17 protein-coding genes are annotated in these 23,758 nt (G+C 65.8%); 10 read left to right on the top strand and 7 right to left on the bottom strand.

Annotated features, from left to right (window positions below; translation table 11 throughout):
- The first annotated feature begins 35 nt into the window (after positions 1–35).
- The 10 genes from cmk (at position 36) to HT051_RS00455 (ending at position 10,005) form a co-directional block, all read left to right on the top strand.
- Positions 36–677: a (d)CMP kinase gene (gene cmk / locus HT051_RS00500; RefSeq protein ID WP_174540219.1), complete on the top strand. Its 642-nt coding sequence runs from the start codon at positions 36–38 to the stop codon at positions 675–677.
- Between the two features lie 226 nt (positions 678–903).
- Positions 904–2,751: a 30S ribosomal protein S1 gene (gene rpsA / locus HT051_RS00495; RefSeq protein WP_174540218.1), complete on the top strand. Its 1,848-nt coding sequence runs from the start codon at positions 904–906 to the stop codon at positions 2,749–2,751.
- Positions 2,752–2,892: 141 nt separating this feature from the next.
- Positions 2,893–3,774, top strand: a complete 882-nt coding sequence (sppA, locus tag HT051_RS00490) for a signal peptide peptidase SppA (protein WP_174540217.1) — start codon at positions 2,893–2,895, stop codon at positions 3,772–3,774.
- A 50-nt stretch (positions 3,775–3,824) separates the two neighbouring features.
- Entirely contained in the window at positions 3,825–4,139 is a 315-nt protein-coding gene (gene ihfB / locus HT051_RS00485; RefSeq protein ID WP_174540216.1) for an integration host factor subunit beta, read from the top strand.
- Positions 4,140–4,197: 58 nt separating this feature from the next.
- On the top strand, positions 4,198–4,536 hold the full coding sequence (locus tag HT051_RS00480; protein WP_246810122.1) for a LapA family protein: 339 nt from the start codon (positions 4,198–4,200) through the stop codon (positions 4,534–4,536).
- A gap of 174 nt (positions 4,537–4,710) precedes the next feature.
- Positions 4,711–5,370 carry a phosphoribosylanthranilate isomerase gene (locus HT051_RS00475; protein WP_174540215.1) on the top strand — a complete coding sequence of 220 codons (660 nt, stop codon included), beginning with the start codon at positions 4,711–4,713 and terminating at the stop codon, positions 5,368–5,370.
- 20 nt (positions 5,371–5,390) lie between these two features.
- Positions 5,391–6,617, top strand: a complete 1,227-nt coding sequence (trpB, locus tag HT051_RS00470) for a tryptophan synthase subunit beta (RefSeq protein WP_174540214.1) — start codon at positions 5,391–5,393, stop codon at positions 6,615–6,617.
- Positions 6,617–7,459, top strand: a complete 843-nt coding sequence (trpA, locus tag HT051_RS00465; RefSeq protein ID WP_174540213.1) for a tryptophan synthase subunit alpha — start codon at positions 6,617–6,619, stop codon at positions 7,457–7,459. The genes trpB and trpA overlap by 1 nt, the downstream gene beginning before the upstream one ends.
- An 81-nt stretch (positions 7,460–7,540) precedes the next feature.
- Positions 7,541–8,629: an acetyl-CoA carboxylase, carboxyltransferase subunit beta gene (gene accD / locus HT051_RS00460; protein WP_174540212.1), complete on the top strand. Its 1,089-nt coding sequence runs from the start codon at positions 7,541–7,543 to the stop codon at positions 8,627–8,629.
- Positions 8,630–8,640: 11 nt separating this feature from the next.
- Positions 8,641–10,005 (top strand): folylpolyglutamate synthase/dihydrofolate synthase family protein, encoded by a 1,365-nt coding sequence (locus HT051_RS00455; protein WP_246810121.1) that lies wholly within the window; start codon positions 8,641–8,643, stop codon positions 10,003–10,005.
- A 41-nt stretch (positions 10,006–10,046) separates the two neighbouring features.
- Here the strand turns inward: HT051_RS00455 and trxA are convergent, their stop codons facing one another.
- The 7 genes from trxA to HT051_RS00420 all read right to left on the bottom strand — a co-directional run bounded on the left by trxA (position 10,047) and on the right by HT051_RS00420 (position 23,710).
- Positions 10,047–10,382, bottom strand: a complete 336-nt coding sequence (gene trxA, locus HT051_RS00450; protein WP_174540211.1) for a thioredoxin — start codon at positions 10,380–10,382, stop codon at positions 10,047–10,049.
- Positions 10,383–10,468: 86 nt separating this feature from the next.
- Positions 10,469–13,969, bottom strand: a complete 3,501-nt coding sequence (gene addA / locus HT051_RS00445; RefSeq protein ID WP_174540210.1) for a double-strand break repair helicase AddA — start codon at positions 13,967–13,969, stop codon at positions 10,469–10,471.
- Positions 13,969–17,034, bottom strand: coding sequence for a double-strand break repair protein AddB (addB, locus tag HT051_RS00440; RefSeq protein WP_174540209.1), 3,066 nt, complete (start codon positions 17,032–17,034; stop codon positions 13,969–13,971). Before addB ends, addA begins: the two co-directional genes overlap by 1 nt.
- Complete coding sequence (locus tag HT051_RS00435; protein ID WP_174540208.1) at positions 17,027–17,761, bottom strand: nucleotidyltransferase family protein; 735 nt, start codon at positions 17,759–17,761, stop codon at positions 17,027–17,029. Before HT051_RS00435 ends, addB begins: the two co-directional genes overlap by 8 nt.
- 10 nt (positions 17,762–17,771) lie before the next feature.
- Positions 17,772–19,328, bottom strand: a complete 1,557-nt coding sequence (gene tsaE, locus HT051_RS00430; protein WP_174540207.1) for a tRNA (adenosine(37)-N6)-threonylcarbamoyltransferase complex ATPase subunit type 1 TsaE — start codon at positions 19,326–19,328, stop codon at positions 17,772–17,774.
- Positions 19,325–21,703 (bottom strand): PAS domain-containing sensor histidine kinase, encoded by a 2,379-nt coding sequence (locus HT051_RS00425; protein ID WP_174540206.1) that lies wholly within the window; start codon positions 21,701–21,703, stop codon positions 19,325–19,327. The genes tsaE and HT051_RS00425 overlap by 4 nt, the downstream gene beginning before the upstream one ends.
- 345 nt (positions 21,704–22,048) lie before the next feature.
- The gene (locus HT051_RS00420; RefSeq protein WP_174540205.1) at positions 22,049–23,710 is read right to left on the bottom strand and encodes an outer membrane beta-barrel protein; all 1,662 of its coding nucleotides are present in this window, start codon (positions 23,708–23,710) and stop codon (positions 22,049–22,051) included.
- Positions 23,711–23,758: the final 48 nt, after the last annotated feature.

The raw sequence follows: 23,758 nt of genomic DNA, 5'->3' as shown, positions 1-23,758 counted from the left end.
TCCGGCAGAAGCCAGGACCGGCTAGGAAACGCGCTATGATCATCGCCATTGACGGACCGGCCGCCAGCGGCAAGGGCACTTTGAGCAAGCTTGTCGCCGCCCATTACCGCCTTGCCTATCTCGATACCGGCGCGCTCTACCGCGCCGTCGCCCGCGATACTATTGCGAATGGCGGCGATCCGGCGGATGCGCAAGCCGCGGCTGCAGCGGCCAAGAAGGTCGATCCTGCCACCCTTGACGATCAGGCCTTGCGGGCGCAACGTCTGGGGGAGGCCGCCTCGCAGGTGGCCCGTCACGAAGCGGTACGGCAAGCGCTTCTCAGCTATCAGCGGGAATTTGCGCAGAAGAAGCCGGGCGCCGTTTTGGACGGCCGCGATATCGGCACCGTGATCTGCCCCGAGGCGGAGGTGAAGCTGTTCGTCACCGCCAGCCCGGAGGAGCGGGCGCACCGCCGCTATCTGCAATTGGCGGAGGCCGGGATCGGCGTCAGCGAGGCCGAAGTACTTGCCGATATCCGGCGCCGCGATGAACGGGACAAGAATAGAGAGGCCGCGCCACTGGTTCAGGCTGTCGACGCATACTTGCTCGACACCACGAATTTGGCTATAGACGCGGCGTTCAAGGCTGCCATAGATGTGATCGATGGCACTCTGGGCCGCACCGGGGCCGCTTCCTGAGAGCGAACCGCGATCGGTCCCCTATTTCGCCTTTCCGCCACTGATAAATTCGCGGCCGGACGAACAGGCGCAGCTTGCAGCCGGAACAGAGCTACCGAGAGGTCATGGCGATACTGCGTTAACGCATGACCTCAAGGTGTATGGACAGAAAATCTGGACGATCGGAAACGGTCGGACGAGGACGGACAGGACCGTCGTAAACGCCCGTAGGGCATTAGGAGTTTTGATGAGCCAACCGCAAACCGAAGTAGCCCAGCCGAGCCACGATGAGTTCGCAGCGCTATTGGAGGAGTCGCTCTCCCATACCGCGCTTGAAGAGGGCACTGTCGTTAAGGGAACCGTCGTCGGCATCGAGAAGGACGTTGCGGTTATTGACGTCGGCCTTAAGACCGAAGGCCGTGTGGCGCTGAAGGAATTCGGTGCCACCGCGAAATCCGAAGATTTCAATGTCGGCGACGAGGTCGACGTGTATCTCGAGCGCGTTGAGAACGCCCTCGGCGAAGCGGTCCTCTCCCGCGAGAAGGCCCGCCGCGAGGAGAGCTGGGTCCGCCTCGAGGAGAAGTACAAGAACAACGAGCGGGTCGAAGGCATCATCTTCAACCGTGTGAAGGGCGGCTTCACTGTCGATCTCGACGGTGCCGTGGCCTTCCTGCCGGGCAGCCAAGTGGATATCCGCCCGGTGCGCGATGTCTCGCCGCTGATGAACATGCCCCAGCCGTTCCAGATCCTGAAGATGGACCGCCGCCGCGGCAATATCGTGGTCTCCCGCCGTTCCGTGCTGGAGGAGACCCGTGCCGAGAAGCGTTCCGAGATCGTCGGCCGTCTGGAAGAGGGCCAGGTGATCGAGGGCGTGGTGAAGAACATCACCGATTACGGCGCGTTTATCGATCTCGGCGGCATCGACGGCCTGCTGCACGTCACCGACATGGCCTGGCGCCGCGTCTCGCATCCGAGCGAGATCGTCACCGTCGGCGACACGGTGAAGGTGCAGATCATCCGCATCAACACCGAGACCCAGCGCATCTCCCTCGGCATCAAGCAGCTTGAAGCCGATCCGTGGGAAGGCATCGCCTCGAAATACCCGGTGGGCGCCCGCTTCCAGGGTACCGTCACCAACATCACCGACTACGGCGCCTTCGTGGAGCTGGAGCCCGGTGTCGAGGGGCTGATCCACGTCTCCGAGATGAGCTGGACCAAGAAGAACGTCCATCCTGGCAAGATCATCTCCACCAGCCAGCAGGTCGAGGTGCAGGTGCTCGAGGTCGATCCGGTCAAGCGCCGCATCTCTCTCGGCCTCAAGCAGACCCAGGAGAATCCGTGGTCTGCCTTCGCCGACAGCCATCCGGCCGGCACCGAGATCGAGGGCGAGATCCGCAACATCACCGAGTTCGGCCTGTTCATCGGCCTGGAGGGCGGCATCGACGGCATGGTGCATCTCTCCGACCTGGATTGGAGCCGCTCCGGCGAAGAAGCTCTCAAGGACTACAAGAAGGGCGACATGGCCAAGGCCGTGGTGCTCGAGGCCGACCCCGAGAAGGAGCGCATCTCGCTTGGCATCAAGCAGCTCGGCGGCGATCCCTTCCAGGGCGAGGGTGCGTCCGGCGACAAGCTGAAGAAGGGCGCTCGCGTCACTTGCGAGGTCACCGAGGTCAAGGATAACGGCCTCGAGGTCAAGCTGATCGACTACGATCTGACCGCCTTCGTGCGCCGTTCGGATCTGTCCCGCGAGCGTTCCGAGCAGCGGCCCGACCGTTTCGCCGCCGGCGAGAAGTTCGACGCCGTGATCACCCAGTTCGATCCCAAGGCCCACAAGGTCGGCGTCTCCATCAAGGCGCTCGAGATCGCCGAGGAGAAGGAGGCCGTGGCGCAATACGGCTCCACCGACTCCGGTGCATCGCTGGGCGATATTCTCGGTGCGGCCCTGAACAAGGCCAAGGGCGACGACGAGCCTGCCGAGGAGGAGGCCAAGCCGAAGCGCAAGACCAAGGCCAAGGCGGAAGATGAAGCCGCCGAGGACGAGGGCGCTGCGGAAGAAGCCCCCGCCGAGGACACGGCAAGCGACGAAGAAAAATAAGTCGATAAGGGCGCCGGCGGGATAACCGCTCCGGCGCCCTTTCTTTTACGAGTGCATGTTATGGGGCTGGAAACCGAAGCCGTGATCGCGCGCCGGCGCTTGAGCCGGCGGCTTACCTTTTGGCGCTTCACTGCGGTCCTCATGGCCGTGCTCGCGATTGTCGGCCTTTTTGCCACCAATCAGGAATTCGCCGGACGGGGCAGCGTCTTGCCCCATATCGCCCGGGTGAAGATCGACGGGATGATCACCGAGGACCCGAAGCGCATCGAGCTTCTCGACGAGCTGCGCAAATCCGATCAGGTCAAGGGCGTCATCCTTTCCATCGATAGCCCCGGCGGCACCACCACCGGCGGCGAAGCCCTCTATATGGCGATCCGCCGTCTGGCCAAGGAGAAGCCGGTCGTCGCGAGCTGCGGCAGCCTCGCCGCCTCCGGCGCCTATATCGCCGCCATCGCCACCGATCATATCGTGGTCTTCGGCAACACCCTGACCGGCTCGGTCGGCGTGATCTTCCAATGGGTCAACGTCACCGGCCTCTTGGACAAGGTCGGGGTGAAGGTCGAAGAGGAGCGCTCCGGCCCGCTGAAGGCCGTGCCCAACCCGTTCCAGCCGACCTCTGAGCAGGCGCGCGATCTGACTCGTGAGATGGTCGACGATGCCAAGCGCTGGTTCTTCGGCCTGGTCGAGCGCCGCCGCGATATCGAGATCGACGATGTGCCGGGCCTTTCCAAGGGCCGCATCTATTCCGGCCGCCAGGCGGTGAAGTTCAAGCTCGCCGATGAGATCGGCGACGAGCGCACCGCCCGCCGCTGGCTGGAAAGCCAGGAGGGCATGTCCAAGAATATGCGCATTGTCGACTGGAGCGTGCAGGAGGAGTCGCCCGGAATTTGGGGCGGATTGTTCCGCAATATGGCCCGCTCCGCCGGGGTCCCGATCGACGAATTCAGTGCACTTGTGAGCCAGGCAACCGAGCCCCTCCAGCTTGACGGTCTGGTCTCGCTTTGGCACGCTACGAGCCGTTAATTGGGGGCCGGTCGAAAAATGATAAAATTATCGGCCGAGTGGGGCGTACAATGATCAAATCCGAGTTGATTCAGCGGATTGCAGCAGCAAATCCGCATCTCTACCAGCGCGATGTCGAGCGGATCATCAACATCATTCTGGACGAAATCATCGCCGCCATGGCGCGCGGCGAACGGGTCGAATTGCGTGGCTTCGGTGCCTTCACGGTGAAGCATCGCGCCGCCCGGCAGGGGCGCAATCCCCGAACCGGCGATACCGTCTTCGTCGAGGATAAGTTCGTTCCGTTCTTCAAGACGGGCAAGGAATTGCGCGAGCGCCTGAACAACAGTGAAGGCGAAGGCAGTTCCTCCACGGATTTCAACTAGCGCGGGTCTGCTTTTCGCCGCGCGTTCCGGCGGATGTCCGGCATGAGGAAAGCGTCTCGTGTGGCGTAAGCTCGTTTCCGTTCTGATTATCTTGCCGTTGGCGGTGGTGCTGGTGGCGCTTGCCGTGGCCAATCGCGCCCCCGTCGATCTGGTGCTCGATCCCATCGGCGGGCGTTTTATCGTCTCGATCCCGCTGTTTCTGCTGATCCTTGCCGTCTTCGCTATCGGCCTTCTGATCGGCGGCTTCGCCGCTTGGCTCGGTCAGGGCAAATGGCGCAAAGCCGCCCGGCAGCGCCAGCGCGAGGCGACCGATTTGCGGCGCCAGACCGACCGGCTGGAGCGGGAGCTGGAGAGCATCGACCAAACGCCCCGCCAGGCGCAGCTTCCCGCCGATTGACGGCGGCTTCGCCGGGCCGAGACCGGCTTTTCAAAAACGGGATTGCCGGTCAGGCGCTGGAAACCAACGCGAGCGCGCTTACATAGACTTGAGACCGGCGATTGCCTAGGGTAGCGCCGCGGGCGGGGCGCGGAAGAAGCGGCCGCAAGCATCCTCCGACGAAAGAGCATCCAAGTGGCTGTGAAGATCAAAATCTGTGGCGTCCGAACCCCGGAGATCGCCGAGGCAGCCATTGCCGCTGGCGCCGATTATATCGGCATGGTGTTCTTCGAAAAATCGCCCCGCAATATCGCTGCAGACGACGCGGCGCGCCTGGTGCAGAGCATCGGCGGCCGGGTGCCGACCGTCGCCGTGCTGGTCGATCCGGACGACGCTCTGATCGACCATATTGTGACCAAAGTTGAGCCCGACTACCTGCAGCTCCATGGCGGCGAGAGCCCGGAGCGTTTGGCCGCCATCAAGCTGCGGAGCGGGCGTTCGCTGATCAAGGCGGTGCCGGTCGCCGAGAAGAGCGATATCGACGGCGCCCGGGCCTATGGCGAGATCGCCGACTTGATCTTGTTCGATGCCAAGGTGCCGGGCGCGAGGCTTCCCGGCGGCACCGGCAAGAGCTTCGACTGGACGCTTCTTTCCGGCCCGGATGTGATCCGCCCCTTCGGACTTTCCGGCGGTCTAGATGCCGGCAATGTGCTGGAAGCCATCGATATCGCCGAGCCGGATCTGATCGATGTCTCCTCCGGGGTGGAGAGCGCTCCCGGCGTGAAAGACGAGGAACTGATCCGCGCCTTTATCAGTGTTACCAGTTTCGGCCGGCCCGAGCGCAAGAGAGCGTGACAAGACAGCGTGAGCAAACGATGACCGAAACCCAAACTTTAAACAGCTTTTCCACAGGGCCTGATGAGCGCGGACGCTTCGGCCTGTTCGGCGGACGCTTTGTCGCCGAGACCCTGATGCCGCTGATCCTGGAGCTGGAGCAGGCCTATGAGGCCGCCAAGCAGGACCCCAGCTTTCAGGCCGAGCTCGACGATCTCCTGAAGCATTACGCCGGCCGTCCGAGCCCGCTCTATTTCGCCGAGCGCCTGACCGAAGAGCTCGGCGGTGCCAAGATCTATTTCAAGCGCGACGAGCTGAACCACACCGGCTCCCACAAGATCAACAACTGCCTCGGCCAGATCCAGCTCGCCCGCCGCATGGGCAAGAAGCGGATTATCGCCGAAACCGGCGCCGGGCAGCATGGCGTGGCCGTCGCCACCGTCGCCGCCCGCTTCGGCCTGCCTTGCGTCGTCTATATGGGCGCCACCGACATCGCCCGGCAGAAGCCCAACGTCTTTCGCATGCGCCTGCTCGGCGCCGAGGTGAAGCCTGTGACCTCCGGTTCCGGCACCTTGAAGGACGCCATGAACGATGCGCTTCGCGACTGGGTCGCCAATGTCGAGGACACCTTCTACATCATCGGCACCGCCGCCGGCCCGCATCCCTATCCCGCCATGGTGCGCGATTTCCAGTCGGTGATCGGCAAGGAGGCGAAGGAGCAGATGCTGGAAGCTGAGGGCCGCTTGCCCGACACGCTGGTGGCCTGCATCGGCGGCGGCTCCAACGCCATCGGCCTGTTCCATCCCTTCCTCGACGATCCGGAGGTCTCCATCTACGGCGTCGAGGCGGGCGGTTACGGCATCGACGTGCCCAACGGCCACGCCGCCTCCATGACCGGCGGCCGCCCCGGCGTACTGCACGGCAACCGCACCTATCTCTTGCAGGATAACGACGGGCAGATCCTCGAGGGCCACTCCATCTCAGCCGGCCTCGACTATCCCGGCGTCGGCCCGGAGCATTCCTGGCTCAAGGAATCCGGCCGCGTCACCTATGTGCCGGTCACCGATAAGGAGGCGCTGGATGCGTTCCAGCTCTGCACCCGGCTCGAAGGCATCATCCCGGCTCTGGAGCCGTCCCATGCCCTCGCCTATGTGAAGAAGCTGGCACCCACCCTGCCGAAGGACAATCTGCTGGTCATGAATATGTGCGGCCGTGGCGATAAGGATATTTTCGCCGTCGCCGAGCATCTCGGCATGGAGATGGGCTGATGACCCAGACACGTATCGACAAGACATTCGCCGCGCTGAAACAGGAAGGCCGGGCCGGGCTCGTCACCTTCACCACCGCCGGCGACCCCGACTACGACACCGCGCTGTCGATCCTCAAAGCGCTGCCCGCCGCCGGCGCCGACGTGATCGAGCTCGGCATGCCGTTCTCCGATCCCATGGCCGACGGCCCCGCGATCCAGGCCTCCTCGCTCCGGGCGCTGAAATCCGGCCAGACCATGATCAAGACGCTGGCCATGGTGCGCAGCTTCCGCGAGGAGAACGACACCACCCCCATCGTGCTGATGGGCTATTACAACCCCATCTATATCTACGGCGTGGACCGTTTCCTGGAGGATGCCATCGCCGCCGGCGTGGACGGGCTGATCGTCGTCGACGTGCCGCCGGAAGAGGATGAGGAGCTGTGCCTGCCGGCCCTTGCCGCGGGGCTGAATTTCATCCGCCTGGCCACCCCGACCACCGATGAGCGCCGGTTGCCGCAGGTGCTCGCCAACACCTCCGGTTTCGTTTATTACGTGTCCATCGCCGGGATCACAGGCACCGCGGCGCCCGATGTGGGCAAGGTTAAGGACCGTGTCCAGCGCATCAAGGCGAAGACGGATTTGCCCGTCGCCGTCGGATTCGGCATCAAGACGCCGGAGCAGGCCCGTGCCCTGTCGGACGGTGCCGAAGCGGTTGTGGTAGGCTCGGCTCTGGTGACGGCGATTGCCGAAAGTCTGGATGAAGACGGTCGGGCCACGCCCGAAACCAAGGACCGGCTTGTCGGCCTCGTGGAGAGCCTCAATGGAGCCCTGCGCCGGACCGAGCAGGCCGAGGCGCTGTAACCCAGGCTCAAGATTTAGAAACGAGACTCTGAAGCAAGATTTTGAGCGTTTGTGACCAGGTTTGTTGAGAGCGTATAGACCGTGAACTGGATCAACCAAGTCGTCAGGCCGAAGATCAGGAACATCCTCCGTAAAAAAGAGGTGCCCGATAACCTCTGGGTGAAATGCCCCGAGACCGGGCAGATGATCTATTACAAGGATCTCGAGGCCAACGGCTTCGTCGTGCCGGGCAGCAACTACCACATGCGCATGAGCGCCGAGGTGCGGCTGAAATCCCTGTTCGACGGCGGCGACTATGAGAGCATCCCGTTCCCGGACGTTTCCCCCGATCCGCTGAAATTCCGCGACGAGCGCCGCTACACCGAGCGCCTGAAGGATGCCCGCAACAAGACCGGGCTGAAGGATGCGGTGATGGTCGCCTCCGGCCGCCTTGACGGGCTGAAGACCGTCGCCGCCGTGCAGGACTTCCAATTCATGGGCGGCTCGCTGGGCCGTGCCGCCGGCGAGGCGGTGGTCACCGGCATGCGTACCGCGGTGATGCAGAACGCGCCGTTTATTCTGTTCGCTGCCTCCGGCGGCGCCCGCATGCAGGAAGGCATTCTCTCTTTGATGCAGATGCCGCGCACCACCGTCGCCGTGCAGGAGCTGCGCGAAGCGGGCCTGCCCTACATCGTGGTGCTGACCCATCCGACCACCGGCGGCGTCACCGCCTCTTATGCCATGCTGGGCGACATCCATATCGCCGAGCCCGGCGCCCTGATCGGCTTTGCCGGCCCGCGCGTCATCGAGCAGACCATCCGCGAGCAGCTTCCCGTCGGCTTCCAGCGCGCCGAATATCTGCTGGAGCACGGCATGGTCGATATGGTGGTCCATCGCCACGAGCTGCGCGACACGCTTTCTCGCCTCTGCGGCCTGCTGATGGAGCGCGAGCGCGGACGCGAGATCGCCCTGCCGGAGCAGCTCAACGGCGTCGAAGCCGCCGACATGCCGAAATCCACCATCACCGCCGGCGACGGCGAAGCCATGATGGCGGCATCGGGCGAGGCCCCGGCCTATAAGAAGGGCAATGGCGTCGCCGCGGCGAGCGAGGACGACCATAGCGACGAAACGCCGGACGAGACGTCCGCTGCGTCGAACGGGGCGGATGCCGAGCGCCCCCGCAGCATTTAGGCGCCGCCGCCTTGAATAGGCAGCCTCCCGACTTCCTGGGCACCCCGCCGGACGGTGCCTATACCAGCGCTACATTGCTGGAGCGCCTGCAGCAGCTGCATCCGCAGGTGATCGACCTGTCGCTCGGCCGCATGGAGCGGCTGCTCGCCGCCCTTGACCACCCGGAGCAGAAGCTGCCGCCGGTGGTTCATGTCGCCGGCACCAACGGCAAGGGCTCGGTAATCGCTTTCCTGCGCGCCATTTCCCGCAGCCTTGGCCGCAAGCCCCATGTCTATACCTCGCCCCATCTTGTCGATTTCCACGAGCGCATCGTGCTGGCCGACGCGCAGGGCGGCACCCCGATCCCCGAAGCCGATCTGGTGAAATGCCTGGCCCGCGTCGAGGCCGCCAATCAGGGCGAGCTGATCACCCTGTTCGAGATCACCACCGCCGCGGCATTGCTCGCCTTCGCCGAGGCGCCCGCCGATCTGCTGCTGCTTGAGACCGGGCTCGGCGGCCGGTTGGATGCCACCAATGTGGTGGAGAAGCCGGCTCTGACCATCATCATGCCGATCTCCATCGACCACGTCTCCTTCCTCGGCGGCAGCCTGGCCGAGATCGCTGGCGAGAAGGCCGGTATCCTCAAGCCCGGCGTGCCTTGCATCGTCGCACCGCAAGAGCCCGAAGCCCTTGAAGTGATCGAGAAGCGCGCCGAAGAGATTGGTGCGCCGCTTCTGATTGCCGGCCAGGATTGGCATGTGATGGAGCAGCATAACCGGCTGGTGTTCGAGAGCGACGAGACGCTGATCGATCTTTCCTTGCCGCGCCTGCAAGGCCGCCATCAGATCGACAATGCCGGCGCGGCCATCGCTGCGGCCCGCCTCGTCTTTGGCGAAGCGCTCACCATCGAGGCTTTGGAGAAGGGGCTCACCTCGGCCGAATGGCCGGCGCGGCTCGACCGGCTCGGCCCTGGTGCACTCTATGAGCATGTCGCGGAGGGGAGCGAGATCTGGCTCGACGGCGGCCATAACCCGGCCGGCGGCAGCGCCCTTGCGCTGGCCCTTGCCGAGCTCGACGAGCGCGTGCCCGAGCCGCTGCATCTTGTCTGGGGGATGATGGAAGGCAAGGACGCCCACGCCTTCCTCGCCCCGTTCAAGGGGCTGATCGAGCGCATCTACACCGTGCCGATCCCGGGCGAGAGCAATGCCTTCCCGGCCGATGCGCTGGCGGAGATCGCCAGCGAAGAAGGCTTCGAGACCGTGGTGGCGGAAAGCGTCACCGATGCGTTGGAGAAATCGCGGGCGAGCACCGACGGACAGCCGGTCCGCGTTCTCATCTGCGGCTCGCTCTATCTCGCCGGCGACGTGCTTAAGCAGCACCGGCAAGATAGAGACTAAGCCGCAAACTCAGATTGTCTTAGAAGAGCGGGAAGGACCGCTTACGCGGCCGCCGCGCCGATCGTGCCGTTGATCCACTCGGCAAGGCGGCTCTTCGGCTGTGCGCCCGTATGGGTCGCGGCCAGCTCGCCATCCTTGAAGATCATCAGCGTCGGGATCGCCCGCACATTGTAGCGGGACGGGGTGCGCGGATTCTCGTCGATATTGATCTTGGCGACCTTGATCTTGCCGCCATACTCAGCCGCGATCTCCTCGAGCGCGGGCGCAATCTGACGGCAGGGGCCGCACCATTCGGCCCAAAAATCAACAACCACAGGGGTGCTGGACTGCAGAACTTCGGCTTCGAAGCTGTCGTCTGTAATCGTGGAGGTCGCCATCTCATTCTCCTATGCCGCGGCGGGGACCGATGAAAACAAGCCCCGTTCGCCTCTACCGGCCAACCTAGGTACGCCCCTCTTGAGCGTCAAGGCTGGCTTCTTTGCAACATCTTCCTTTCGGCTCGCTCAAGGATCTCTTCGGGGATTTCCATCAGCGCCGGCCGGTCGGTCCAAAGTAGGCCGCAACGGATTTTCTGGCCCGGAAACAAACCCTTGAGGGCGATTCGGTAAGCCGCCAACTGGGCGATGTAGATAGGCGCGACATCCTCCACCGCAAGGGGCGGCGGACGATTTGTCTTATAGTCGAGGACGAACAACCCCTCTTCCAGGATGGCCAGCCGGTCGATCTGACCGTTCAGTTCATAGGCTCCGTCGCCCTCTCCGATTCGGGCGACCACCGGAACTTCGGGCAGACTGTCGGCCGCGAAGTAGGGGGCGAATTGCGGATCGTTGGCGATGCGAAGCGCCTCGGCGACGATTTCCTGCCGCATCTCTCCCGGCATGCCCGCGCCCTTCGCCGCGATATAGCGCATCGCCGCAGCTTGGCGATTGTCCGGTGCCACATCGGGGAGATGCTCGAGCAGCGCGTGGATCAGCCGCCCGCGCAAGAACCGATTGTCGGTGGAAAGCGATGTCGGTCCCAGCGCCGCCGGCTCGAAACCGAGCCCGCCCGCCTCGGGCTCTTCCGCCTCCAGCGGCATGCTCGATGGGGTGACGGGTTTTGGCGCGTGCTCGGCCGGCGGGGCGCGCATCGCCCAATCGGGCAGGGTCTCGGGCGCGGCTTCGCCTTCGCGCGCTTCCGCAGGCGCGACCTGCTTGGTCTGCTCCGAGACCAGGCGATGCACAATCCGCCCATCTTCCGTCTCGGTCTCCTGCAAGGTTCCGAGCAGGCCGGAGCGCACCAGATCGTACCAGCTGCCATTGCCTTCCTTCGGCTTGCCCCAGCCGCAGACATAGAGCCGGTCCCGCGCCCGTGTCAGCGCCACATAGAGCAGCCGGTGGCGCTCCTCGATCTCGGCATCCTTCACCGCGGCTTGCGCGTCTTTCAGCGCTTCGATCTCCTTGGCGCCCGCCGGCCAGATCAGATGCGGCGGCGCGTCGGGACGGTCGCTTTTGCGCGGGGCTTCGAAGATCAGTTTGCGCGGGCTCTTCGGCGCTTCGCAGTGATCGGGCAGGAACACGATCGGCGCCTGCAAACCCTTGGCGCCATGCACGGTCATGATCCGCACCTCGTCGCGGGCCTGCTCCATATCGCGCTTGATCTCGATATCGCCGCTGCGCAGCTGATGGATGAAGCCTTGCAGAGAGGGCGCCTCCTCGCCGTCATGATGCAGCGCCAGCTCCATCATCTCGTCGATCGCCTCCGCTGCCTCCGGCCCGAGCCGGGTGAGCAGGCGCTTGCGCATCTTCTGCCCTTCGGCGCCCAGCACCTCGGCGAAGAATTCGTAAGGCGGCAGGAAGTCGGTGCGGGAGAGCCAGCCTTCCAGCGTCTCGGCAGCTTCGGCAAAGCGCGGCTCGGCGGCATGCGCCCGGAGCGCCGCCCACAGCGAGCCCTCCCGATCGTAAGCAAGGTCGAACAGATCGTCGTCGCTGAGACCGAAGAACGGGCTCTTCAGCGTTACCGCCAGCGCCAGATCGTCCTCCGGCATCAGCAGCGTATCGGCCAGCGCCACCAGATCCTGGATCGCCGCCTGCTCCAGAAGCCGCATCCGGTCGGCGCCGGCCACGGGGATGTTGAGCCGCTTCAGCCAGCGGATCATCGGAGTGACGAAATGCGCCCGCCGCCGCACCAGGATCAAAACGTCCCCGGCACGGATCGGCCGCCCCTCCGATGCCAGGATCTCGCCATTGTCGAGCCAGCCGCGAATGGTGCGGGCGATGCGCTCGGCCAAAGCCTCCACCGCGGCCCGCGTCGCCTTCGCTTCGTTCCACGGCTCGAAAGCGGGCACCAGCGGCGGCTCTTCCTGCTGCTCGGTCTCCCACAGCTCCACCAGCCCGGCCTCGCCGGTGCGGAAGGCGCTGTGCTGGATCACCGTCTCCTGCTGCCAGGTCAGCCCCTTCGCCGCCTCGGTTTGCGCGAAGACATCGTCCACCGCCGCCAGTACCGCCTCGGTGGAGCGGAAGGAGAGGGTCAGCGGCAGGTGATGCCAGACCTGGCCGGCATCCTTCACCCGTACCGCGAATTTGCGGCCGTATTCGCCGAAACAGGCGGGCTCCGCCCCCTGGAAGCTGTAGATCGACTGCTTCTCGTCGCCGACCGCAAACAGGGTGCGCGGCGTCTCCTTGGCGCCCTTGCCGGAGAAGAACTCCTCCGCCAGCGCCTCGACGATCCGCCACTGCGCCGCGTTGGTGTCCTGCGCCTCGTCCACCAGGATGTGGTCGATGCCGCCATCCAGCTTGAACAGCACCCAGGGCGCGGCCATGCTGCGCTCGAACAGGGTCAGCGTGGTCTCGATCAGATCGTCGTAATCGAGCACGGCGCGCGCCCGTTTCCGCGCCTCGTAATCTTGCGCCACCGCGTCGGCCAGCAGCAGTAGGGCCGCCGTGCCGTCGGCGCAGGCGATCTTGCCGATATCGGCATCGATGGCGGCGAAGCGGAGGATCGCCTCTCTCAGCCCTTCGCAAAGCTCCGGATAGGTCTCAGTGACGGCCTTGGTGAAGAGCCGCTTGCGGATGCCGCTTGAGGTGTAGACGAGGGCGCGCGAGGCGGCGATGCGCATCTCGCTCGACGCCGAGCGCACATCCTGCAGGAGCTGCAACAAATCGACCTCGGTCTTGGAGGTGGCGACCGGCGAAAGCGTCTCCAGGATCGTCTCGACCAGAGCCTGCGGAATGGCGTCTTGGGCCTCCGCCAGAAGCGAGGCTTCGTTCGCGTCCGCGCCGAGCCCGAACAGCGCCCGCAAGGCCTCGCCCTCCCGCGCCGTCCAATTCTCGCGCGCGCCGTACAGCCCCTGGATTCGCAAAATCTCGCGCCGCTTGTGAAGCGCTTCGGCAATCAGCTTCTGTACGCTCTGCTCGGCTTCGCGCAGCGCGATGCGGCTGAGCGCAGCCCCCAGCGGAGCTTGGCTGTCGCGTGCCGCCTGGCCCAGCACCGTGGTGAAGGCCGTATCCAACAGCCGTTTTTGTTCCTGATCGTCGAGGATCTCGAAATTCGGCGTGATCCCGGCCTCCAGCGGAAAGCGCTGCAAGATGCGCTCGCAGAAGCCGTGAATGGTGTGGATCTTCAGCCCGCCCTTGGCCTCCAGCGTGCAGGCGAAGAGCCGCCGCGCCGCGGCGCGCTCCGTCGCCGCCGGCTCACGTCCCATCAGCCGCGTGAGGTCTTTTATAAGGTCGTCGTCGCTAAGCGCCGTCCAGCTCGCCAGCCGCTTCAGCAGCCGGTTCGCCATCTCCGCCGCCGCCGTCTTGGTATAGGTGAGGCAGAGAATGCTCTCCGGCGACGCGCCCGCCAGCAGCAGCCGCAGCACGCGATTGACCAGCACGGCGGTCTTGCCGGTCCCGGCATTGGCCGACACCCAAACGCTTGCTTCCGGATCGGAGGCCTTCGCCTGATTGGCGTCGGCCGTCTGCTGCAGGCTCAGCGCCGCCATCACTCTTCCCCCTCGCCGCCGGCCGCGCCCCATTCCAGCACCCGGGCGAGCTGGGCGTAGTCGTCGAACGCATAAGCCTTCTTGAAGCTCGGCCGCCGCAGAGCCTCATAGGCGCGAGCCTCGTCGTTAAACGCGGCGACCAGCCCGGTCAGCGCCTCCACCGCCGCAGCGGCCAGATGATCCGGCGCGTCCTTGCCCGCCTCGCGCTCCTCGCCCCCCTCGCGCCGCCCGGAGGCGCGGATATAGCGGAGCGCCGCGATGGAGCCGGCGGAAACATCGCCGAACCCGCCGTCAAGCAGCATCGCAGCTTCGAGCGGCAATTGCGGCGCCCGCCCGTCATCGACCTCGCGCACCGCTGGCGGTGCGCCGGTCTTGTAATCGTAGATCGCCGCGCTGCCGTCTTCGCCGATATCGATCCGGTCGGCCCGCGCCGTCACGGTGAAATCGTGCGGGTCAAGATGCAGCGATCCGTCCCGCTCGCTATGGATCGCCGCGACGCCCTCCCGCCGCGCTGCCTCGCTGCGCGCAAACCAGGCGGCGAAACATTCAAATTGCGGCCGCCAGAACGCCTCCACCCGCGCCGAGCCGCCGAGTGCCGCAAACAGATCGTCGGAGAACCGCACCAGCTCCCCGGCGATATCCACCGGCAACGCATCGGGGTGCGCCTGGGTGAAGGCGGAGAGCGCCGCGTGCACCACCTGGCCGCGCAGCGCCGCATCGGGCTCATGGCCGAGCGGCTTCAACGGGCGCAGCTTCAGAATGTCCTGCGCGTAGATATCGTAAGGATTGGCGATCCATCGCTGGATACGGCTCACCGAAAGCCTGCGCGGGCGGGCGGCAAGCGGCGGGCGCGGGGCAGGGGCGGCGCAGGGCGCGAACTCCTCGGTGCTGTCGCGAAGCCGCGCCCAGCCGGTCCAGGGCCGCTCCGGCTTGAGTTGCCCGTCCACCCCCAGCGCAGCCGTCAGCGCTTCCAGCCGCTGCAGCCAGCGCGAGGGTACCGTCGGCACGCCGTCCACCTTCATCGCCCGGGTGAGATAGACATCCGGCGCGCCGAGGCTCTGGGCGAAATCATGCGCCGAAAGCCCGATGCGCCGCTCCGGCGCCGGCAGACCGAGCTCCGCCATCATGGCCCGGTTGAGCCAGGGGCCGGGATCTTGCGGCTTCGGCCAGACCGTCTCGTTCAGCCCGCCGAGAACCACCACGTCGGGGCGCTGCATGCGGGCTTCCAGCGGGCCCCAGATGAACAGGCGCGGATGGGCGCCGCGCTGTGGGCGCACCGACTGGCCGGAGACCAGGCTGCCATAGAAGGGCGCGTAATCGTCGAGGCTCATCATCAGCGCCGTGCCATGCGCCATCAGCTCGCCGATCAGCACCGACAGCGATTCGCCGCCTTCGCCGAGCCAGAGCGCATCGGCCGACCCGGTTTCGTCGCGCGCCAAGGCTTCGGCGGTGGCGATATGGGCTTCCGCTAGAGATGCCGCGGAATGCTGCCCCTCCGTCAGCGCCAGCATCGGCGCGAACGCATCTTCCAGATCGCCGACCAGAGCCAGCGTTTCGCGGAAGTTCGCGCTATCCGGATCGAGCGGCCGCCGTCCGAGCTGCGTTGCCATCGGATCGAGCGCGCCGCGGATTCCGGACATCCCCTGGCCGAGATAGACATCGCGGAACACCGTCCGCTCCAGCCGCCGTGCTGCCTCGCGGATCGCCGCGGGGCTGCGCCCCAGGCGGGTCAGCGGGTGCTTCAGAAGCGCCATCACCTGCGGCGGCGCGAAATTGCTGGTCGCCGCCTCGAGGATCAGATCGAGAAATGCGCCCGGCACCGTCCGCCGCAAGGGCAGCCCGGCGGAATCGTCGATCCGCAGACCGAACTGCTTGATCCGCGCCGCAACACGCCGGGCAAGGTCCCGGTCCGGCGTCACCAAAGCGGCGGTCTTCTCCGGCCGCTCGACCACCGAACGTAGGATCAGCGCGATCGCTTCGGCCTCGTCTTGCGGGTTTTCCGCTTCGATCAGGCGGAGCCCTGCCGGCACCTCCAGCGTCTCTTCTTCGGTCAGAAGATGCTGCCAGCGCTCGGTGCTCTCCGCCGGGCGCAGCACCTCGCTGACGAAATGAAGCCGCTTCGAAGCGTGCTCGTCCGGTTCCGTTCCGGGCAGCCAGGCGACGTCGCCGCGGCTTGCCTCTAAGCGGCGCAGCAGCTCCGCCATGCCGCTTTGCGGATGTTCGGGATGGGCGGCGAGCCGCGCCCAGCTCTCTTCGTCCAGCGAAAGATCGAGTCCGGGCAGCACTACCGCGCCATTGGGGAGCGATGCGATGGTGGCGAGCAGCCGCGCCGTCGCCGGCACCGTGCCGGTGGAGCCCGCCGCGATCACCGGCCCGTCCGGCGGCGTCTCTAGAAGCCGGGCGTTCTCCGCCTGCCGCAGCCGAGTCTGCCGTGCTGCCGGCGAGTCTAGCCCCGCTTCCGCCAGATAGGCCGGCCAATGCTTGGTGACGATTTCCAGAAAATCGATGGTCTGGTTCCAATGCTCGGCCAGCTCCTCTGGCGCGAGGTCCTTCAGACGCGAAAGATCGGCTTCCTCCGTCTCGGCGAAATCCATGAAGCGGGCGAGATCGGCGGCGAGCCGCGAGGCTTGCGCGGGGGTGATCGGCGGCTGGCCGATCCCTTCCGGATCGCTTCTCAGCCCGCCGCGATCCTCCATCGCCTTCTGCCAGGCCGCGATCAGCCGCATCAGGGCAAGCCGCCGCTGCAGCGGATCGATCGCCGGCGCGCCGGGGAGGGCGTCGTTCTCCTGCTCTTCGAAGAACAGCGCCTCCTCTTCCGGATCGCCAAGCGTGCGGATGCGCGGCAAGAGCAGCGCCGGCCGTTTCCCCTGGCGCAGGAAGGCTTGCGCCAGGCCGCGGGCGGAACGCCGGGTCGGCAGGTAGATCGTCGTCTTGGGAAGTTGAAGCGGATCGGGCGCATCCCCGCCGGCCGCCGGCAGATCGCCGTTCAGCACCGCGCGGGCGAGGCTATCCAGAAACGGCGCCGTCGGCGGGATGGTATAGAGCCGGGGGCGGCTCTCAGCCATCGGCGGCATCCAGCAGGGCTTCGGCCTCGGCCAGGGCTTCCGGCGTGCCGATATGCATCCAGCGTCCCCCCAGCGTCACCCCCATCAGCCGCCCCTTCTCAAGCGCCCGGTCCCAGAGAAGATTGAGCGAGAACGGCCCCTCTGGCGCGCCCTCGAACAGCCGCGCATCGCAAATCGAAACCCCGGCGAAGATGAAGGGCGCGGCGGCATCCTCGCCCCGGCGGGCCAGGCGGCCGTCTTCGCCAAGCGAGAAATCCCCCGCACCGCTATAGCCGAGGCTCGTCTCCTTGTCGGCGAGAAGCAAAAGCGCATCCATGGTCTCAGGGTCCCACATGGCGGCCATGCGGGAAAGTGCCATTCCCTGGTCCTCCTGCCAGACCGCATCGGAATTATGGACGAAGAACGGGCCTGACCCGAGCAGAGAAAGCGCGTGCTTGGTGCCGCCGCCGGTGTCCAGCAGCTCGGCGCGCTCGTCGGAGATCGCGATCTCCGGCTCTTCGCCCGCCGCCAGCCGGGTCTCCACATGGGCTTCGATCTGGTCGGCGAGGTAATGCACATTGACCACCGCTTTGGAGACGCCGGCATCCAGCAGCCCGTCCAGCACATGGTCGATCAGCGGCAGGTCGCGTAAGGCGACCAGCGGCTTCGGCGTGGTCTCTGTCAGCGGGCGCATGCGTATGCCGTAGCCGGCGGCCAGCACCATGGCCGTCTCCACCTTAGCGCTCATGGGCGGTGGCTCACAGAGAAGCGGGCGGCAGGTTTTCCAGCGCACCAAGCTCGCGGGCATACCAGTCGCGTAACGGGAGCAGCGCCGGGTGGGCGAGATCGCGGGCGAGATAACCGGCCACCCGTGGCATATGGGCAAGATAGCCGCGCTTGCCGTCGCGCTTGGCCAGCCGCGCGAAGATGCCGAGGATCTTCGAGGCGCGCTGTGCGCCGAGCAGCGCATAGCTGCGCAAGAACCGGTCGGAGGAGAATGAGGAATCGAATCCATCGCGGCTCGCACAGTAGTAATCGAGCAGCTCCGCCTCAAGCGCCGCGGGCACGTCGACCCGCGCATCTTGCAGCAGCGAGACGAGATCGTAGGCCAGCGGCCCGCGCATCGCGTCCTGATAGTCCAGCAGCCCGACCCGCTGCAGCCCATCCCGCTCCGGCAGCCAGATCAGATTGGGCGAGTGGTAGTCGCGCAAGATCCAGCCGGGATCGTCCGCGGCGATATCCTGCAAGAGAGGCCGCCAGATCGCCAGGAAGTCTTCGCTAAGATCGGCTGGCGGCTTGCCGTCTTCGGCGCGGGTCTCATGCAAAGCCGGCCACAGCCAATCGACCAGCAGCGAGACTTCCGTGAGCATCGCTTCCACATCGAAGCTGGGAAGCGCATAGGCCGTCGCGTTTGGCACCGGCAGCGCATCCTGCGGCGGCAGCTTGGCGAGATGCAGCAGCACGTCGACGGCCTCGCGTGTCAGCACCGCCTGGGATTCGCCACGTGCGAACTCGGCGCCGAAGACGCGGGGGCCGAGATCCTCCAGCAGCAGGAAGCCGTCTTCGAGGTCGGCGGCATAAATCTCCGGCGCCGCCAGCCCTCGCGCCCGCAAGGCTTCGCCCACCGCCACGAACGGCGTCACATCCTCGGCCAGATGCACCGCCTGGCTATAGGGCTTGCCGTCATAGTCCGGCGGTCCGTCCGGGGTGCGCGGCGCGTTCATCAGGATCGCCGAGCGGTCCTCCGACGTCAGCCGTGCATAGCTCCGGGTCGAGGCATCGCCTTGCATGTAGGACAGCGTAGCGTCCGAAAAATCCGTCTCCGCCACGAAGCCGCGCATCGATTTCAGCCGGGCAAGGCGCGGGATCCAGGAACCGGCGGCGACCAGTGTGATATCCCGGATATCGGGCGATGCCGTCTCGGCGATATCGATCTCCAGAACATCGGCGGGAAGGCTTTCCGGCGCCCGCTCCGGCCATTCGGCGATCAGCGCCCCGTCGAGCAGATAGTCTTCCAGACCGAGCTCTTCCGCCTCGCCCTCTTCCAGCCGATAGAAATCGCAATGATGCAGGGCGAAGCGTGGCGTCTCGTAGCTCTGGGCCAGGCCGAAGGTCGGGCTTTGCACCTCGTCGGTGCTGCCCAGGGCCCGCACCAGAAACCGCGTGAAGGTGGTCTTGCCGGCGCCGAGCGGGCCTTTCAGCGCCACCGCGTCCCCCGGCCTCAGGAAGAAGGCGATGTATTGGGAAAGCCGGTCGAGCCCGGCGAGGTCCTCTTCGCGCAGCCGCCATTGAAGCGGCGCGTCTTCCCCGCTCATTCCGCCGGGCGGGCCAAACGCCCTTTATCGGAGGGCTCGGCCCGCGGCAGCCAGACTTCGACGCTGGTGCCTTTACCGAATTCAGAGCTCAGCACGATGCTGCCGCCATGCAGCTCCACCAAATTCTTCACGATGGAAAGCCCGAGCCCGGCGCCACGATGGCGCGAGCCGTCGGTGCGGCTTTCGAAACGGTCGAACACGGCGCGCTGATACTCCTCCGGGATGCCCGCTCCCTGATCTTCCACCCTGAAGCCGACCATGTCGCCTTGCGCTTCGCAGGTCAGCTTGACCTCGCCGCCTTCCGGCGAAAAACCGATGGCGTTGGAGAGAAGATTATACAGGATCTGCGCCAGGCGCTGCTCGTCGGCGGCAAGCTCGCTCACCGAAGGCTCGATGCGGACATCCAGCCGCACGCCGCTCTGCTTCAGCCGGTCGCGAAGCCCGGTCTTCAAATTCTCCACCACGCGGTGCACATCCACCGCGCTGCGCTCCAGCTGGAAGTCGCCCGCATCGATAGAGGCGAGATCGAGGATGTCGTCGATGATGGCGAGCAGCGTTCGGCCCGAGGCCTCGATATCGTTGAGATACTCTTTCTGCTTCGGCGCCAGCTCCCCCGTCGCCGGGTTGGAGAGAAGATCGGTGAAGCCGATGATATTGGTCAGCGGCGTGCGCAGCTCATAGGAGACATGGCTGATGAAGGCGGTCTTCAGCCGGTCCGCCGCTTCCAGCGCTTCGTTCTTCTCGATCAGCGCGCGCTCCGCCCGCACCGTGTCGCTGACATCGACATAGGTGAGCAGCGTGCCGCCATCGGGCAGCGGCAGGGCGGCGCAAGCGATCACGCTGCCGTCGGGCCGGTCGAGATGGCTCTCGTAAGGATGCCGGTCGGAGGTGATGGCCGTGACCGCCGTCTTGGTCCGCTCCCACTCCTCCGCATTGTCGTAGAGCGCCCGGCACCAGCCGATCACCTCGTCGATATGCGGCTCGCCGTCGAGCTGATGCGGCTGCAGCTGCCAGATCGAGGCGAAAGCGCGGTTATACAGCCGCAGTGCCCCGTCGGCGGAGAACACCGCCACGCCTTCGCGCAGCGTATCCAGGGTCTCCCGCTGCACCTGGATCAGCGCATTGTAGCGGCTCTCCAGCGAGATCTTCTCGGTGACGTTCTCGAACAGATAGGTGACCCCGTCCCCCGGCGTTGCGTCGGTCACCACATGCAGCATGCGCCCGTCCGGCAGATGCCAGGTCTCGTCGAATTGCACATCCTTGCCGTAGCTGGAAAGCCAGCGCTCCTTCCACTCCTGATAATTCGCCTTCTCCGGCAACAGGCGGGAAAGCCGCAGGCGGTCGAGGATCTCGCCATCGGAGGGGCCGGAGGCGAGCCAGGCCGGATCGAGCTGCCAAAGATCGGCATAGGCCTGATTGAAATGCACCAGATGCCGGCCGGAATCGAACACGGCGAATGCCGTCGACATGCGGTCGAAGCTGCGCAGCTTGGTTTGGAAATCGCCCTTCGGCGCCGCCGCGCCGCCGGCGGTCTTGGAGGCGATCCCTGCCGCCGTCATCCCGTCGCCGGTCATCGTTGCGAGGAAGCGCTGCGGGCCGGTCTCGGTGAGGCATTCCACCTCCCGCTGGAAGGCCTGCCCCCGCGCCAAGCTCGCTTCGGCGTCGGCCCGGTCGGTCTGGTTCAGAAGGTCGATCTGATCGGCGATCACCGTTTCTTCCAGCCCGGCATCGGCAGCCTCGGCATAGGCCTTGTTGACCCAGGCGATACGCCGGTCGGCGCCTTTCAGCCACACCGGCTCGGGCAGGGTGTTGAGCAGGCGCTTCAACACGCCGAACTGGCTCTCCATCGCCTGGCGCCGCCGTTCCTGGCGCGCTGCCTCCAGCCGCTGTCCGGCCAGATCGCGCACCCGCACGGTGAGCGCCGCCCCGGCCGCGCGACCGTCGATCTCGATATAGCGGTCGGTGAGGGTACGAAGCATCAGATTGAAGGCTTCGCCATTCTCCATCAGCCCGCCCAGGGCGCGCTCCAGCCCGGCGATGCCGTCGGCATCGAGCCAGGCGGGAAAATCCAGAAACGCCGTCGGTGCGGAGGGAACGCCGAGGCTCGGCGGAAGATTGGCGACAAGCAGGCGCGGCCGCGGCGAGTCGGTCCAGGCGAACAGGATCTGCGGCTCGGCGGCCAGCACCGATTCCAGCCGGTCCTTGCGCTTGCGCAAAGCCTGCACCTCGGCCGCCGCTTCGTCGGTCGCTTCGCGCGCACGCCGCACGGCACGCAGCGAATAGACCGCCATGCCGGTGGCAAAGGCGATGACCCCCAGCGAGATGCCGAGGGTAAACAGAATGCGTGCGTCGACCGTGGCCGCGGGCTCAGCCACCGCGGCCGTTTGTGCCGAAGCGTCGCCCGCGCTGACCAGGAAGGTCGCGACGGCCGTCAAGGCAGATGGAAAATATGGGCGCGGGAAAACCGCCACCGCTGCAGCCCTCCCCCATTTGGTCTGCATTGCGCTCGCTTCCGTCCGTCACCTGCGACACCGGTACCAAACGCAACAGACTGTGTACGGGAGTGCAAAACCCGCAAGGCTAACCGAACGAATCACACGTAGCTTAGCTACATCGCCGATGCTTGCACACCAGAGGTGAGCGCTCCCGGTTAAGCAATTATTAACCGCGTCGATATTGCGCGCCGCCAAGGTCGAGGAATGGCGGTGGAGAGGTCGCTATTACGGCTTGCGTCCGCCGAATTTGTAAGCCCCTTGCACCAGGAGTTGCGCCTGTTCGGAGGCATAGCGCATCGGGATGGTCGTGCCGGTGCCGCCGAAATCGACATCGCCGTCGGTGGTCCACATCGACCAGTAGCGCCCGCCGATCCCCAAGCTGAGCGCCTTTGTCACGTCATAGGAAAGGATCGCTTCCAGCTGCACGCCGACCCCGTCGCCGCTTTCCGGCGAGACCAGATTGCGCAGCCGGTGGTCGTCCATGCCTTCGAAGCTGACATAAGGCAGATAGGCGAAATCGCCGGTGAAATGGATGCGCGGTGCGATCTCCACCTCGACGGAGCTGCCGAGGCGAAGCCCCTCCCAGACATCGTCCTCGGTGATGCCGACGACATTGGTGGGGATCGGCGTGCCGCAATCGGAGTTGGGATTGGCAATCTGGCGGCAGCCGAGCCCCGCCATGTTTTGGCGGAACTGGGTGTAGCCGATAAACGGCGAGACGCTGTAGCGCTGTCCCTTGCGCAGCGCGTAACCGACATCGATGAAGCCGTAGCGGACGTCGTTATCCACCGCGGAGATCGTGTTGGAGTAGGGGATGAGGCTTGGGCCGAACGGCAGATCCCAATCCTCGTCGTTCAACTGCCCGCCGGAGCTGCCGCCGCCGATCATCCCCTTCACCACGCCGCGGAAGGGCGTATCGAGGCGGGCGAAGCCTTCCCAGCCATGGGTGGACTCGTTCTCATAGGTGAGCCGCGAGGCGAGCGAGGTCAGGCCGCGCTTCTGCAGGCCGAGATCCTTATGGAACTGGCCCCAGCCATAGACATAGCGGGTGCCCAGGGTCAGCACATAGCCGCCCGGCGCCGTCATTGCCGAAGGCGCATCGGGGAAGTCGCCGGCGGGCGCACCGAGCTTGTAATTCATCCCGAGCTTGAACTGATGAATGCCGAGATCGTTATCGGTGCCCGCGCCCGCCAAGCCGCTATACCCACCGCTCGGCGGCGCGGTCTGTTGCAAGCTCGCCGGTGCCCGGAAGCTCTCGTCGAAGGAGAGATAGCCGTATTCCGCCTTCACCGACCAGCGCGGGGTCAGCGCCCGTTCCAGCCCGCCGCCGATCGTCCAGCCCCAGGCGACGTCGCTCTCACGGCTGGCCGGCAGGCCGAGCCCGCCATTGGGCTTGGCTGCGAGCTCGTAATGGGCGAAGGCGAGGCCCGCCTTACCGTAAACCAGCGTGCGCCCGTCGAAAGGCAGCACCCAGCCGAGCCGGCCGCTCAGCGTGCCGAGCGCCTTGATCTCGCTGCGGCAGTTGGAGCCGAGCGCAAAGCCGCTATAGCCGAAGCAGGTATTGGTGCCGTCCATCTCGGCGAGGCTGGCATCGGCCTCGACGCCGTAGAGCAGCGAACCGCGCTGCCAGTTATAGCCGAGCTGCCCGCCGGCCAGCGCGCCGGGGGTGCGCACCGTATCCCCGAAGATGGACTTGCCGTACGGATCGCCGACATCGGCAAGGCCAAGCGCCCCGCCCGAATGATAGCCGAGATAGAAACCGGACCAGTCATGGCTCGTCACAGCCTGGCCCGGCATCGGTCCGCCCGGCGCGTCCTGGGCTGCAGCCGGGCCAAAGCCCAGCGTCAAAGCCAGCAGCAGTAGTGAACGCCCCGCAATCCCGACCATCAACGCCCCCGCATGTCAGGGTGCAGAGGATGGGAGATTTTGGCCTCC

It is taken from the genome of Methyloligella sp. GL2 (assembly GCF_013341275.1).
Classification (GTDB): Bacteria; Pseudomonadota; Alphaproteobacteria; order Rhizobiales; family Methyloligellaceae; genus Methyloligella.
The sequence above is the reverse complement of the archived record's forward strand: the minus strand, read 5'-3'. Positions and strand labels throughout refer to the sequence as shown.